This is a genomic window from Candidatus Enterococcus myersii (assembly GCF_017316025.1).
GTDB classification, from domain to species: Bacteria; Bacillota; Bacilli; order Lactobacillales; family Enterococcaceae; genus Enterococcus_C; species Enterococcus_C montenegrensis.
This window is the reverse complement of record NZ_JAFLVT010000016.1, coordinates 22,978-38,593: the sequence shown is the minus strand read 5'-3', so window position 1 is coordinate 38,593 and position 15,616 is coordinate 22,978. Positions and strand designations below refer to the sequence as shown.

Sequence of the window (15,616 nt, the reverse complement as noted above, 5' to 3'; positions counted from 1 at the left end):
CTAATCAAAGAATGTGTAATAAAGGGTACGAATCGCTAATTTTTCTTGTTCTTTATGAATCCCAAACATAATGCTGACCTCAGAAGAACCTTGGTTAATCATTTCCAAGTTGATTTTTTTACGGGCTAAAGCAGCAGTGCTTTCTGCGGTACAACCAACTCGTTGACGCATGCCTTCACCAACTACCATAATCATCGAAAGATCATGGGTGATGCGCAGTTCATCGGGATCAATCTCATAGGCAAGTGTTCGCAAAAGTTCTTCTTCTAATGTTTTGTCTAGCTGATTAGCCCGTAGAACAATTGAAATATCGTCAATTCCAGAAGGCATATGTTCATAACTCAAGCCAAAGTCTTCCAAAATACTCAAGACGCGACGTGTAAAACCTATTTCTCTATTCATAAGGTACTTACTAATGTAAATCATAGTGAAACCTTCATCACTAGCAATTCCCACTACTGGTTCATCAACTGCATCCCGAGTAGTCGTAATTTTTGTTCCTTGGCAGAGAGGATTATTTGTATTTTTAATCACCACCGGAATTTTGGCGCGGTAAGAAGGCATTAAGGCTTCATCATGGAAAACGGTAAAGCCAGCATAGGCAAGTTCACGCATTTCACGATAAGTTAGCTCCTTGATAATTTCTGGTTTGTGAATATAACCTGGATGAGCGGCATAAATACCATCGACGTCGGTGAAGTTTTCATATAACTCAGCTTTCACCCCAGCGGCAACGATGGAACCTGTAATGTCTGAACCGCCACGGGAAAAAGTACAAACTTGACCCCCTTCGGTATAACCAAAGAAACCAGGGATAATTAAAACTTCTTTTGTGTCAGCCCATTTTTTCATTTTTTGATAAGCCTTAAATAAAATTCGGGCATTGCCAGGTTCACTTGAGACAATGATGCCAAAGTCTTTGGGATTTACATAGCGCGCGTTTACACCTTGTGCTTGTAAAATACCAGCGACTAGTCTGGCGTTGTTATCTTCACCACTTGCCAAAATTTCATCTTTTAAAAAGTCGTTGCCCTCAACAGGAAGTATTGCTAGCTTTTGTAAGCGGGCGGTAATGTCTTCAATAATTTTGGCATCCACATTAAAGACTTTGGCAATAGCTGCATAACGTGCCGCAATGGTTGCAATTAACTCGCTAACATCTTGATCTTTTATTTTTGCTTCATAAAATGCAATCAGATGATCAGTAACCTTTGTATCTTCTTTATCCCGTTTACCTGGGGCAGATACTACCACGAATTTTCTTTTTGGATCATCGGTAATGATATCGATGACTTTTTGAACTTGGGTTGCTGAAGCAAGAGAGCTTCCGCCAAACTTCACTACTTTCATAATAGTATCTCCTTTTTGCAATTTTCAGGCTGAAAAACCTACTTTTATTTTGTTACGCCGAGATTATTTCCTATAAGGGTACAAAAAACTGTAAAAAAAAGCAAGGGTTATTATTAAAAAAATCACAAAGTCAAAGCTGGTAAAAAGCTTTTTAAGAGTTTATAAAGAGTTTTTTTGATAAAGGCTTGTGAAAATAAGCTTCTGAAAAAAATTGTAAAGATTTTGCTATTCTTTAGTGCCAGTCTTTTTTCTTTGTGTTATAATCTAGCGTAGACGTCTTGTGGACCGATGGATAAATTTTAAATACTATAGAAGAAAAATAGTATTCAATGGATAAAAAAAGCTGCTAGACAGCATATTATACGGATATTTATTTTTGAAAGTGGAGGAACCATCAATGGGAAGTAGTAATGTAATCATTGGAATAGTCATCGCCATCATCGTTGTGGCAGCGATCTTGTATCTGATTAGTTATTTCATGAGAAAGAAAAATCAGGAAAGATTGCAAGCACTGGAAGACCGCAGGGAGCACTTGTTTGATTTGCCGGTCTTAGAAGAAGTTGATGATGTTAAGAAGATGCATTTGGTTGGTCAAAGCCAAAATACTTTCCGTGAGTGGAGCCAGAAATGGAATGACATCTCTACTTCTTCATTTGCCGAACTTGAAAGTCAAATTTTTGAAGTTGAAAGTTTAAATGAAACTTTCCGCTTTTTCAAAGCCAAAAATGCCATTGTTGATGCAGAACAAACTATGGATACGATGGAAAAAGAAGTTGAAGAAATTCGCGCTGGTCTAAAAGAATTACGTGAAAGTGAAGAACGTAATTCACTCGAAGTTCAAAAGGCTTTAGACATCTATGAAGACTTGAAGAAAAAATTGCGGGAGCAAGGGGAAGAGTTTGGTCCAGCATATTCTGAGTTACAAAAGCAAATTAAAAACATTGAAATTGAATTTACTCAATTTGTTACCTTAAATACATCTGGTGATCCAGTTGAAGCCAGAGAAGTGCTAGAAAGTGCTGAACAACACACGTATGAATTAGATGACCGTATGAAACGTATTCCAGCAGCTTACGAAGAATTAAACAAAACTTTCCCAGATCAGTTGAAAGAAATTCAAGATGGCTATAAAAAACTTTTAGAAGACCATTACGTTTTCCCTGAAGAAAACTTCCAAGCTGAAATTGATCGTGTGAAAAAACGCGTTGAAACTTCAATGGGTGATTTGGAAAAAACAGAAGTGGATACAGTTGAAGTTGCCAATCGCGATACAGCTAGTGGAATTGATTCTTTATATGCAGTAATGGAAAGAGAAATCAATGCCCGTCGTTATGTCGTGAAAAACAAACCAGTGATTGCAGATTATATTACCCATGCTCATCGTAACAATCACCAATTGATGATTGAAATTGATCATACCGCACAAACGTATACTTTAAATCATAATGAATTAGGACGTGTCCGTGGCTTCCAAACTGAAATCGACGAATTGATCCGTCGTAACAAAGATTTGGAACCTAAAATGGAAGCTCATGAAATGCCATTTTCTGAAATTCAAGCCTTCTACAAAGATGCTTATAAAATTTTGGATGATTTGGAAAATCAACAAGTTGAAATTGACCATGAATTACGTGAATTGCGCAAAGGTGAGAAAGTTGCCCAAGAAAAAGTGGAACAATTTGAATTCCAATTACGCAATTTAAAACGCTTCGTGGAAAAACAACGCTTACCAGGTTTACCTAATGATTACTTGGAAGCTTTCTTCATGGCAACAGATCGGGTCGAAGATTTAGGTAAAGCGTTAAATAAAATCCGGGTGAACATGGAAGAAGTTAATAAAATCATGAAAAACTGTGAAGCCGATATTAAAGATTTGGATAGCTACACTCATGATTTAGTGGATGCAGCTGCTTTAACAGAACAAATGATGCAATACGCAAACAGATATCGTCATTCACATGCAGAAATTAAAGCTGCAATTGAAGGTGCTTTGGAATTGTTCAATAAAGAATATCGTTATCAAGATGCCTTAGATGAAATCGGGGCAGCCTTAGAACGAGTTGAGCCTGGTGCTTTTAAACGAATCGAAAACTTCTATTTTAAAAATCGTGATTTAGTCTAATAAAAATGCGAGTCTAAAAGTGACTCGCATTTTTTCTATTTAAAGAGCCAAGGAACATTTTCATTGTTCCTTGGCTCTTTTTGACAAATAAAATTAAATTCAAATCACCTGTCGCTTGTTTTTAGTCACTTTCAAATCTATTAGTAAAAAGTCTTTTAGTAAAATAAGAGAAAGCTACTGGTGTCATATAACAGCTCAGTCTTCAATTCTGGCGTGTTGGGAATTGATCTCTTTGAATTTTTGTACATCAAATTTTGGCTTTCGGTCGTAATAATAAAGTCCGTTACGTTCTTGTTCAACGTCGTAAAGTTGGGTATAACAAAAACCAAATATTTTTTCATGTTGCAACAAAACATCGGTTAATCCGCGATAGCGTGCAAAAAATTCTTCTTCAGTTTGGGGAGCGTCGCCATATCCCCAAGCGTTTTCTGGCTTATTATCTGGGTCCCATTTGATACCACCGTATTCACTTACGCAATAAGGCAGACCTTCTTGATAACTTTGACGCAGGTGATGCTCATCCCAAAACTCGCCATTTTCTTGTAGTGAACCAGTGAAATGTTCCTTAAATACTGCCGGGTCTTGGCAATAATCATGAAGGTCATAAATGTCGGTTACAACATGATAATTTCCACTGGTGTCAACAATTGGACGGGTAGAATCAAATTGTTTGGTCGTATGATAAATGAGTTCAACGATCTCGTCACGTTGTTTGCGCCCATTGACATCCCAAGTCTCATTCATAGGACACCAAGTTACAATAGCTGGATGATTAAAATCGCGCTGGAGTAATTCTTGCCATTCTGGTAAAAAGTGGAAAACAGCTTCAGACTCCGATAAATCTAATCCCCAATTGGCCATCTCACCCCAGACGAGATAACCGGCGCGATCACAATGATATAAAAAGCGCGATTCAAAAGCTTTCTCATGCAGACGTGCGCCGTTGAAACCACAAGCAAGCGAAAGTTCAATGTCCTTTTTTAAATCCTCATCACTAGGAGCAGTATAAATTCCGGCTGGATAAAATCCTTGATCTAAGACAGTCCGCTGGAAAACAGAACGCCCGTTTAACAAAAAGCGATAACCAGACATAGCAACTTCTCGTAGTCCAAAATAACTTTGTAAAATATCTTCTTCAAAAGTAAAAGTAATATCATATAACCGACCGGCTCCTAGTTCCCACAAGTGGGTTTTTGCTAAGGAAATTTCAAGCATGGTCTGGTTACCTGTTAAAACGCTAGTAGCTTCTCCCATCTTTTCACCTTGATAAAAAGCAGTTGCGTTTAACTTGCCGCTGCCATTGGTAATGACTTCAATTGCAATTTTACCTTCAGCAATATTAGGAAAGTAGCGCAATGTTTTAATATGTTTTGGTGGCAAAAATTCGAGCCAGACCGTTTGCCAAATGCCAGTTGTACGGGTGTAATCACAGCCGCGGGAGTAAAAAAAGCGACTTTGTTTCCCAACCGGTTGACGATTTTCCTTCATATTGTCTTCAGCATAAACAATGATAGTATTTTTCCCAGCGTGCATCACTTTTGAAATATCAAAATAAAAAGAAGCGTAGCCGCCTTGATGGGTTCCAACTGAGTGTCCGTTAACGAATACTTCGCAAAAATAATCGACAGCACCAAAATGTAAATGACAGCATTTTGTGACTTCTTCTTTCGTTAAAATAATTTCTCGTTGGTACCAGCAAGCAGGAATAAAATCTTGGTAGCCAATGCCAGAAAGGCTACTTTCAGGGCAAAAAGGAACGGTAATCTGCTGCGTAAAAGGATTTTCATTTGGCGCACTTTGCCAATTCTCAAAAATATTTTCATTTGTATTTAAGACGGTATTTTTCGTATCATTAGTGACTTTGTGCCAATTACGATCGCGGCCACTGCGGCCAAAATCAAAGGCAAAATTCCAAGTTCCGTTTAGATTGCGCCAATTTTCCCGCATTTTTTGTGGATTGGGATGTTCTGGTCTAGGGATTGTTGTAGTCATTTTTTTCCTCCATTGACGATTTATTGTGTTATGTATAGTATACAATCATAAGGATTTAAAAAAATGCAGAATAGAGCTAATTAAGTGAGGAATACACGCAAATGAAAGAATATATTTTGAGCTTTTTACCCAGTCAGTTTTCCAACCCTGATCAATTTCGAGTTGAACTGGCTGGCATTACTTTTCCTTTTAAAGGCTATTTTGTGAATCGCGTTGATTCAAAACTCTATAGCTTGGAATATGTTATCGCCGGCAAGGGAATGATCGAAGTAGATGGGCTTTTACACGAAGTCAAAGCCGGGGATAGCTTTTTATTACCACTGGGGCACCAACATCGCTATTGGTCTGATGATAAGGAACCTTTTCATAAAATCTGGGTGAATGTTTCTGGAGCGTTGTGCCAGCAATTGATGCAAACCTATCAATTACAAAGACAATATGTTTTCTTTCAAACGGATACTTTTAATGTTTTGCAAAGAATGCTCACTGCCTGCGAAAAAAAAGGCACGACACAAGAACGCAGTGCTACATGCGCACTACTATTTCATGAAATTCTACTTATTTTAGCTGAAGGGCAACCACAGCAACACCATTTGGTACCAAGCAACATACAAGCAGTCAAAGAATATTTAGATAATCATCTGCAAGAAAATGTTACCTTAGACGAGTTAGCAAATGTAGCCAGTTTATCGCCATCACAGCTTACACGGCAATTTAAGCGCTACTTTCAGCAGACGCCGTATGCCTATTATCTAAGTAAAAAAATTGAGTCTGCGCAATTATTGCTAAAAGAAACACTATTAAGTGTCCAAGAAATTGCTGCGCGGTTAAATTTTTCTGATGAGCATTATTTTTCCAATGTATTCCGACAAAAAACGGGCATGACACCAACGGCTTGGCGCAAAAAGTAAGTTTTATCAGATATTTATAAAAAAGTAACGATTAAAAATGGCAACATGCACAGCGAAACTACTTTCTTTAGGAAAAGATAAAGTACGTTACCTTGAAACCAGACGAATGTCCGTTTATAATAGGAAAGAATTTGAGAAGGGAAGTTTTTTTCATGATATATTTTGACAACAGTGCGACGACAGCCATCGCACCACTTGCGCTGGATGCCTATCTGAAGACGAGTCAACGGATTATTGGAAATCCTTCTAGTCTTCACGATTTAGGCAATCAGGCAAATCGTTTACTGCAACAAGCTCGTAAGCAAATCGCTGAGCTACTAGCAGTGCAGGCTAATGAAATATATTTCACTTCTGGGGGAACAGAAGGAGATAACTGGGTTTTAAAAGGTACCGCTTTGGATAAAAAGGACTTTGGACGCCATATTATTATTTCCAGTGTTGAACATCCGGCAGTTAGTGAAACGGCCGCTCAATTAGCAGAAAATGGGTTTGAAGTTAGTGTAGCTCCCGTAGGAAAAGATGGACTAGTTGATGTTACAAAATTAAAAGATTTAATTCGCAAAGATACAATTTTAGTTTCTGTTATGGCGGTTAATAATGAAGTTGGTGCCCTACAGCCAATTCAAGCAATTAGTGAAGTTTTAAAAGATTATCCGAAAATTCACTTTCATGTAGATGCCGTGCAGGCTATTGGAAAAGTTTCTCAAGAAGAGTGGTTAACACCAAGAGTAGATTTCGCCACTTTTTCGGCACATAAATTTCACGGTCCTCGTGGCGTAGGCTTTATCTTTTGGCGCAAAGGTCGCAGAATCGCTCCGCTATTAACAGGAGGCGGCCAAGAAAATAATCAACGGAGTGGTACAGAAAACGTGCCAGGGATTGTTGCGGCTTCAAAAGCATTGCGCTTAACATTGGAGCAAAAAGCTAAGCGGCCTGATCATGTGCCAACATTACGTAAATACTTATATGAAGCTTTAGTAAAATATGAGAAGGTAACGATTTTTAGCGGGGAAGAAAATTACGCACCGCATATCTTATGTTTTGGAATTAAAGACATTCGTGGCGAAGTTTTAGTTCATGCTTTAGAAGAAAAACAAATTTTTGTTTCTACTACAAGTGCCTGCTCAAGTCCTAAACATGTTGAAAGCAGTACCTTACACGCGATGAATGTACCTGCTAATTTGGCAACTACTGCGATTCGCGTTAGTCTAGATGAAAGCAACACAATGGCTGAAGTGGAACAATTTTTAATTGTTTTCCATCAGCTTTATCAAAAATTCAGTAAAATCAATTAATAGAACAGGAGTTTTAAGGTGAACTACACAGAAATCATGGTGCGGTACGGGGAACTTTCCACAAAAGGGAAAAACCGCCGCAGCTTTATTCGGCAATTAGCAGACAATGTAAAAAGCGCACTGGCTGCTTATCCCAATTTAAAAATTGACGCCCAACGAGACCGGATGCACATTTTATTAAATGGCGAAGATAGTCAACCTGTAATTGAGCGGTTGCAAAAAGTTTTTGGCATTCAAAATTTTTCACCGAGCTTGCGGGTTGAAAAAAATATCGCTGCAATTAAAGCAGGTATCGCGCAAATTATGGCCTATGCCTACACTGGCAGTGAAACTTTTAAAATTAACGCCAAACGTTCAGACCATGATTTTGAATTGACAAGTAATGAGTTAAATCAAACATTAGGTAGCTATGTTTTTTCATTATATCCGGATATTAAAGTCCAAATGAAAATGCCAGATATTAATTTGCGGGTGGAAATTCGCTTAGATGGTGTCTACTTGTCTTATGAAACCATAAAAGGTGCTGGCGGCTTACCGGTTGGAACCAGTGGCAAAGGAATGTTGATGCTTTCTGGCGGAATTGATTCACCAGTGGCGGGTTATCTAGCTATGAAACGCGGCGTTGAAATCGAAGCAGTACATTTTGCTAGTCCGCCTTATACAAGTGAGCAGGCATTGCAAAAAGCCAAAGACTTAACCGAAAAATTGACACCTTATGTCGGCAATATTCAATTTATCGAAGTACCATTTACTGAAATTCAAGAAGAAATCAAGAAAAAAGTGCCACAAGGTTACTGGATGACTTTAACGCGGCGAATGATGTTACGCTTAACCGATGCAATTCGTGAGGTGCGTAAAGGGTTAGTCATTATAAATGGTGAGTCATTGGGACAAGTTGCTTCTCAAACATTACAAAGTATGGTGGCTATTAATGAAGTCTCCACAACGCCGATTATTCGTCCAGTTGTTACAATGGATAAATTAGAGATCATTGAAATCGCACAAGCAATCGACACCTTTGAATTGGCGATTCAACCTTTTGAAGACTGCTGTACAATTTTTGCCCCACCCCAACCGAAAACACGCCCGAATTTAGACAAAGTTCATCATTATGAGAAAGCATTAGATATTGATGGTATGATTCTACGCGCATTAAACGGTCTTAAAATTGAAGAAATCACCTCCAATGCCACCCGTGAAAAAGAAGCAGAATTTGCTGATCTATTATAGGTAAAAAGTACGAAAAAGTGCGTTAATGCGTGATTTTTATTTGAAATAATAAAAAAATATGTCAGCAAAAATGACGTTATTTTCAATCAAAGTTAGAAATATTTTTCCTTGATTTTGCTTGAAATGATATTTATCTAAAATTAAATAACAATTAGAAAATGATGAAAGAGGCATCCCGCCTCTTTTTTTCTTTGTAAAAAAACACGCAAGCGCTTAAAACAGTTGATGAATCACCATTTGGCTAAACTTTGCCCCCTATAAAATCCTCTGATATGATTAATTTAGGTTAGAAATCCAAAAAAAAATGATGAAGTCTAGCTAAAAGAAAGAGGGAGGGAAACAAAATGAAACACAAATCGAAGTTGTTTGGACTGTTGGCAATTATTACGATGTTAGTACCATTGTTTGTTGGCGGAATTGTTGGAGGGGCTGACCGAGTTGATGAGGTACCTGAAAATGTTAAGGTTTCTTTATTCAAAAAAGCGTTTAAAGCTGGTTATCCTGCAGAAGACATTCAGAATACTGGGGAACCAATGGTTTTCCCAGGAGAAGCGTTAAAAGACGTTAAGTTCAAAGCCTATGATATTTCAGATACGTTCTATAAGATTCAGAAAGAAGAAAAATTATCAGCTACAGCTACTATTCAAAAAATTCAAGGCATGGCGAATGCTATTGAGGAGAAAACACCTCAAACAGGTTACGATACTTTAGAAAAAATCGGTACTTTAGTGGATGCTGAAAAGGTAACTGATGATAAAGGGAAAGCTACTTGGGACAGTCTTCCAACTAAAGGAGCAGATGGCAAGTATAAGGTTTATATGTTTATTGAAAGCTTTAAACCTGCAAATGTTACTCAAAGTGCTGCACCTTTAATTGTTTCGATGCCTGTACGAGTTGAAACACAAAAAGGAAGTGGCGTTTACCAATATTTAGACGATATTAGTTTGTATCCGAAAAATAAAATTGCTGAAGAAGGCAAGAAAGAATTAAAGACAGAAGGTTTAGCCGAAGTAACAGTGTCAGATGCTGGTAATGGAAATAAAACTTATGGTACACAAGTAGGGGCAATTCACGACTATACAATTACAACGACTATTCCTGCAGGTATTGCTGATGCTAGTGATTATGTAGTTACCGATACACCAAAACCTGCTGGAAGCTTAGATTTCCAAGAAGGATCTCTTGCTATTTCAGGAGTTACTCTGGAAGAGGGCAAAGATAAAGATTATGTTGTGACCAAGGATAATGCTACAGGTGGTTTTAAAATTGATTTCAAGGTTGATTCTGCTGCACTCTTTGCAAATCGTGGGAAACAATTAACAATTACCTACAAAATGAAAGTTACGGATAAAGCTGAAACAGATCAAACATTTACCAATAAGGCTACTGTTAAAGTTGGGGATGAATCTTTTGAGTATAACACACCTAACTTAGTCTATGGCGGTCATAAATTTGAAAAAGTTGACAAAAATACAGGTGAAGCATTAGCTGGAGTAGAATTTGCCATTACAGCTCGCGATGGCAAACCTGAAGATGCACTTTACTTTAAGAAAGACGATACTACTGGTATTTGGTCTTTATCTAGTAAGGGTGTAGAAGGTGCTACGACAGAATTAGTAACTGATGAAAAAGGTGGCATTGAAGTCAAGGGGCTATCTTATGGTGACTACGACTTCCATGAAACTAAAGCCAAAGGTGGCTATGTTCCATTGACTGAACCTGTTAAATTTACCGTTGCACATGCTAAAGGTAAAACAGTAGTTCCGACAAAAGTGGAAAATATCGAAGAGGGTATTTTACCTTCAACTGGTGGCACTGGTATCATCGCATTCCTAGCAGTAGGTGCGGCATTGATGGCAGGTGCATTCATCTGGTACCGCAAATCTAAAGTGAACGAAGAAGTATAAAATTTAATACTTGAAAAAGGAAAGCTGCGGCTTTCCTTTTTTTGCGTAAAAAAGCCTTGCTGCGAGATTATGGCAAAAATATGAGGCAAATTGAATTGATATTTTTTTTAAATTTTGTGACCAACAGATAGATCTATCATTTTTTGTTATTAAAAAAATTTTGTGAATTTGTTTTGCTATCAAAATAACTTGCGAGGATGTCTGTGGCATGATACACTGACTATGTGAAAAAACGAACAAAGGAGCCAATCATGGTCGAAGATAGTAAGTTAAAACAGATTCCTAAGGCAACAGCGAAACGTTTGCCTTTATATTTACGCTATTTAAATATGTTACAAGACTCCGGTATTAAACGAATTAAATCAAAAGAATTTGCAGAGATCACACAAGTTCCTTCTGCTACTATTCGACGCGATTTTTCCCATTTAGGGGAATTGGGTCGAAGTGGTTATGGCTATGATGTTAGTTATTTGATTGAGGTTTTTAATAGTATTTTAGATACCAATGAAGAAAAAAGAATTGCTTTAGTTGGCTTTGGAAATCTAGGGAAAGCATTAGCAAACAACAATTTTCGGCGTAACAGTAATTTGAATATTGTTGCGGTTTTTGATAATAATCCAGATTTAGTCGGAAAAGTGATTGATGGTCATGAAATTTATAGCATGGCCGAATTTGACACAATTGCAAAGGAAAAGTGTGTGACGGTTGCAATTTCAACTGTGCCAAGTCAGTTCTCGCAAGAAGCAGTAAATGTGATTGTAAAAGCTGGGATTACGGCGATTTTAAATTTTGCACCAGACCGTGTGGACGTACCAGGAAATGTGCATGTGCAATACATTGACTTAACGACAGAATTACAGACATTGATTTTCTTTGATCAAACGTATCAAGATAAAACAGCGGTGGCAAATAGTTAAGCAGTATTTTTGGTTTTTTACCGATCCTTATCTATACTGAATGTAGCAAGATATTTTACAACATCAGTAAAAGGAGAAGATAAAATGAAATTAACAAAAAAAGGTCAACCCGTAACATTACCCGGTGAACAACCAGCCGTTGGTGAAAAAGCGCCAGCTTTTACTTTAGCAGATTTACAAGATGTTAAACATACGGTTACCGATTTTTTAGATAAACCAACAATTTTAAGTGTTGTGCCAGATATTGATACCCGTGTTTGTGCTATTCAAACCAAACGTTTTAATATGGAAGCAAGCCAAATAAAAGAGCTTAATTTTGCCACTATTTCAAATAATACCAAAGTAGAACAAGCTGCTTGGTGTGGGCAAGAAGGCGTAGATATGTTAATGCTTCATGATCCGGATAATACGATGGATGAAAACTATCATTTATTAATTCCAGCAACCGATCACTATGCCCGCGTTATTTTTGTTTTGGATAAAGAAGGCGTGATTCAATATCGGGAAATCGTACCAGAAATTAGTCAAGAGCCAGATTATGAAAAAGCGCTAGCAGCGGCGAAAAGTTTAATTTAAAAATTCTGATTTGACACTTGGTATGCTTCATTGTAGAATAAGCCAAGACGTTGAACAAGAGGAGTAGCAGAAGACTGCGTTTGAGAGAGGAAATCACAGCTGAGAGATTTCCACGTAAGTTTTGTGAAGGTAGCTTGGGAGTCTTTGATTGGAAATTTTAGTAAAATCAAACGTTTCGTGACCGTTAACTCACGCTTAAGAGGTAGAGTGATCTACAAATTAGGTGGTACCGCGTAAATTTACGTCCTAAGATGCTTGGCATCTTAGGACTTTTTTTATTGTTAAACAGATTTAAGTTTTAAGAATAATTTTTATTGGTTTATTAAAGTAGCAAGGATTCATTTTATAGCGAAGATGTTTTAGCATGAAAAATTATTTTTCATACGAGAAATCAAGCGCTGAATTTTTATTGTTTAGTTTACAGGCGGTTGAGATTAAAGTTTTGATTTGCAAAGGCTAGTTAATTTTTAAAATTTAAGGGGGCAAAAAAATGTCTGATAATTTATCAACAAAGTATAATCCACAAGAAGTGGAAGCAGGCCGTTATCAAAAATGGTTGGACGAAGATTTATTTAAACCAAGTGGGGATAAAAAAGCAAAACCTTATTCTATTGTGATCCCACCACCAAATGTTACCGGAAAATTACACTTAGGTCATGCTTGGGATACAACCTTGCAAGATATGATTATTCGCCAAAAACGGATGCAAGGTTTTGATACGTTATGGCTACCAGGAATGGATCATGCCGGTATTGCAACGCAGGCCAAAGTAGAAGAAAAATTGCGGGAACAAGGAATCTCTCGTTATGATTTGGGTCGGGAAAAATTTATTGATAACGTTTGGGAATGGAAAGATGAATATGCCGATCATATTCGTGAGCAATGGGCTAAAATGGGTCTTTCTTTAGATTATTCTCGGGAACGTTTTACTTTAGATGAAGGATTGTCAGAAGCAGTCCGCAAAGTTTTTGTTACCTTATACGAAAAAGATTTGATTTATCGTGGTGAATATATTATCAACTGGGACCCGCAAGCCCGCACTGCCTTATCAGATATTGAAGTGATTCATAAAGATATTGAAGGTGCTTTTTATCATATGACGTATCCTTTAAGTGATGGAACCGGTGAATTGGAAATTGCGACAACCCGTCCTGAAACTATGTTAGGAGACACTGCGGTTGCGGTTCACCCAGAAGATGAGCGGTACCAACAATATATTGGCAAAACCGTTATTTTGCCATTAGTGAATAAAGAAATTCCAATTATCGCCGATGAATATGTTGACCGTGAATTTGGAACTGGGGTTGTAAAAATTACGCCAGCTCATGATCCCAATGACTTTGAAGTAGGAAATCGTCACGACTTGCCACGGGTAAATGTCATGAACGATGACGGGACGATGAATGACTTAGCAGGAAAATATGCTGGTATGGATCGTTTTGCTGCTCGAAAATTAATCGTTTCAGATTTAGAAGAAATCGGTCGCTTGGTTAAAATTGAAAAAATGAATCATAATGTTGGGCATTCAGAACGGACCGGCGTAGTGGTGGAACCCCGCTTATCAACACAATGGTTTGTGAAGATGGCACCTCTTGCCAAAGAAGCAATTGAAAACCAAGCAACAGAAGATGCCGTTGAATTTTACCCACCCCGCTTTAATCAAACATTCTTGCGTTGGATGGATAATGTTCATGACTGGGTAATTTCGCGCCAATTGTGGTGGGGACATCAAATCCCAGCCTGGTATCACAAAGAAACCGGAGAAATGTATGTCGGTATGCAAGAACCTAGCGATAGTGAAAACTGGGTTCAAGATCCAGATGTATTGGACACGTGGTTCTCTTCTGCTTTGTGGCCATTTTCAACTATGGGTTGGCCTAATACAGATAGTGAAGATTACAAGCGCTATTTCCCAACCAATACATTAGTTACCGGATATGATATTATCTTTTTCTGGGTTAGCCGGATGATTTTCCAAAGTTTGGAATTTACTGGTGAACGTCCATTTAACAACGTTTTAATTCATGGGCTAATTCGGGATGAACAAGGGCGGAAGATGAGTAAGTCGCTTGGTAACGGGATTGATCCAATGGATGTCATTGACAAATATGGGGCAGATGCCCTGCGTTGGTTCTTATCCAATGGTTCTGCTCCTGGTCAAGATGTGCGTTTTAGTTATGAAAAAATGGATGCTGCCTGGAATTTTATCAATAAAATTTGGAATGCTGCTCGTTTTGTTTTGATGAATGTCGAAGGCATGACCGCTGCAGATATTAATCTAAATGGGGAAAAAACAGTGGCAGACCGCTGGATTTTAACCCGTTTAAATGAGACAGTTGAAAAAGTAACCGACTTGTTTGATCGCTTTGAATTTGGTGAAGCTGGTCGTCAATTATACAATTTCATTTGGGATGATTTCTGTGATTGGTATATTGAAATGAGTAAAGAAGTTTTATACGGAGAAGATGAAGGTTCTAAACAAATGAACAAGAGTATTTTGGTCTACACACTAGATCAAATCTTGCGTTTGTTGCACCCAATCATGCCATTTGTAACAGAAGAGATTTGGAGCAAATTACCTCATGAAGGAACGTCACTAGTAACAGCAGCTTATCCAGTTGTTCAACCAGAATTTAACGATGCAGCAGCTGTAAAAGGCATGGAATTCTTAATTGAATTGATTCGTGCGGTACGAAATATTCGCGCCGAGGTGAATACACCATTATCTAAACCAATTACTTTGTTAATTCATACCACAGATGCTGAAATTGATGAATTTCTAGTTGCCAATAAAAACTATATTGAACGCTTCTGCAACCCAGAAGAGTTGGTGATCTCAGGGGAAGTTGACGCGCCAGAACTTGCGATGTCTGCTGTTTTAACGGGAGCAAAAATCTACTTGCCACTAACAGGTCTAATCAATATTGATGAAGAATTGCAACGTTTAGAAAAAGAATTGTCAAAATGGAACAATGAAGTAAAACGCGTCCAAGGTAAACTTGCTAACGAACGTTTTGTTTCAAATGCTCCTGAGGCTGTCGTAGCAGAAGAGCGGGCCAAAGAAGCCGATTATTTGGATAAACAAAAGGCAGTTAGTGAACGAATTGAACAATTGCGGACGATTAAGTAAAGCACTTGGTATTATCAAGCTAAATTAGAAATGGGTGTTTTGTTTTAGCAATAAAAAAGCTAAGGTGATTTTTATACCTATTTGAATAAATCGCTTATTTTTAAAAGAACGAAAAATACGGCGTCAAATAAATAAGAGAGTAAGGGCACAGGTCCTTACTCTCTTTTTATCGAGATTAAAAAGGAG

General features: G+C 37.8%; 10 protein-coding genes and 1 other annotated feature. Of the genes, 8 read left to right on the top strand and 2 right to left on the bottom strand.

Features of this window, described 5'->3' with window-relative positions; genetic code table 11:
- A complete protein-coding gene (locus tag JZO76_RS11040) occupies positions 1–1,350 on the bottom strand; it encodes an aspartate kinase (protein ID WP_206904318.1) in 1,350 nt (449 codons plus the stop codon).
- 397 nt (positions 1,351–1,747) lie between these two features.
- Here JZO76_RS11040 and ezrA point away from each other — a divergent pair, with 397 nt between their 5' ends.
- On the top strand, positions 1,748–3,472 hold the full coding sequence (gene ezrA / locus JZO76_RS11035; RefSeq protein ID WP_206904317.1) for a septation ring formation regulator EzrA: 1,725 nt from the start codon (positions 1,748–1,750) through the stop codon (positions 3,470–3,472).
- A 195-nt stretch (positions 3,473–3,667) separates the two neighbouring features.
- On the opposite strand, the gene JZO76_RS11030 is transcribed toward ezrA, so the two are convergent.
- Positions 3,668–5,464: a glycoside hydrolase family 2 protein gene (locus JZO76_RS11030; protein ID WP_206904315.1), complete on the bottom strand. Its 1,797-nt coding sequence runs from the start codon at positions 5,462–5,464 to the stop codon at positions 3,668–3,670.
- Positions 5,465–5,565: 101 nt separating this feature from the next.
- On the opposite strand from JZO76_RS11030, the gene JZO76_RS11025 reads away from it, so the two are divergent.
- The 7 genes from JZO76_RS11025 to JZO76_RS10995 all read left to right on the top strand — a co-directional run bounded on the left by JZO76_RS11025 (position 5,566) and on the right by JZO76_RS10995 (position 15,430).
- Positions 5,566–6,375 (top strand): AraC family transcriptional regulator, encoded by an 810-nt coding sequence (locus tag JZO76_RS11025; protein ID WP_206904313.1) that lies wholly within the window; start codon positions 5,566–5,568, stop codon positions 6,373–6,375.
- Between the two features lie 152 nt (positions 6,376–6,527).
- Entirely contained in the window at positions 6,528–7,670 is a 1,143-nt protein-coding gene (locus JZO76_RS11020; protein WP_206904311.1) for a cysteine desulfurase family protein, read from the top strand.
- Between the two features lie 18 nt (positions 7,671–7,688).
- On the top strand, positions 7,689–8,900 hold the full coding sequence (gene thiI, locus JZO76_RS11015; RefSeq protein WP_206904309.1) for a tRNA uracil 4-sulfurtransferase ThiI: 1,212 nt from the start codon (positions 7,689–7,691) through the stop codon (positions 8,898–8,900).
- A 344-nt stretch (positions 8,901–9,244) separates the two neighbouring features.
- Positions 9,245–10,807 carry a SpaH/EbpB family LPXTG-anchored major pilin gene (locus JZO76_RS11010; protein WP_206904306.1) on the top strand — a complete coding sequence of 521 codons (1,563 nt, stop codon included), beginning with the start codon at positions 9,245–9,247 and terminating at the stop codon, positions 10,805–10,807.
- A gap of 251 nt (positions 10,808–11,058) precedes the next feature.
- Positions 11,059–11,724: a redox-sensing transcriptional repressor Rex gene (locus tag JZO76_RS11005; protein WP_206904304.1), complete on the top strand. Its 666-nt coding sequence runs from the start codon at positions 11,059–11,061 to the stop codon at positions 11,722–11,724.
- A gap of 84 nt (positions 11,725–11,808) precedes the next feature.
- The gene (gene tpx / locus JZO76_RS11000) at positions 11,809–12,300 is read left to right on the top strand and encodes a thiol peroxidase (protein WP_206904302.1); all 492 of its coding nucleotides are present in this window, start codon (positions 11,809–11,811) and stop codon (positions 12,298–12,300) included.
- 41 nt (positions 12,301–12,341) lie between these two features.
- Positions 12,342–12,552, top strand: a binding site (T-box leader).
- Between the two features lie 238 nt (positions 12,553–12,790).
- Positions 12,791–15,430 (top strand): valine--tRNA ligase, encoded by a 2,640-nt coding sequence (locus tag JZO76_RS10995; RefSeq protein WP_206904299.1) that lies wholly within the window; start codon positions 12,791–12,793, stop codon positions 15,428–15,430.
- Positions 15,431–15,616 lie beyond the last annotated feature (186 nt).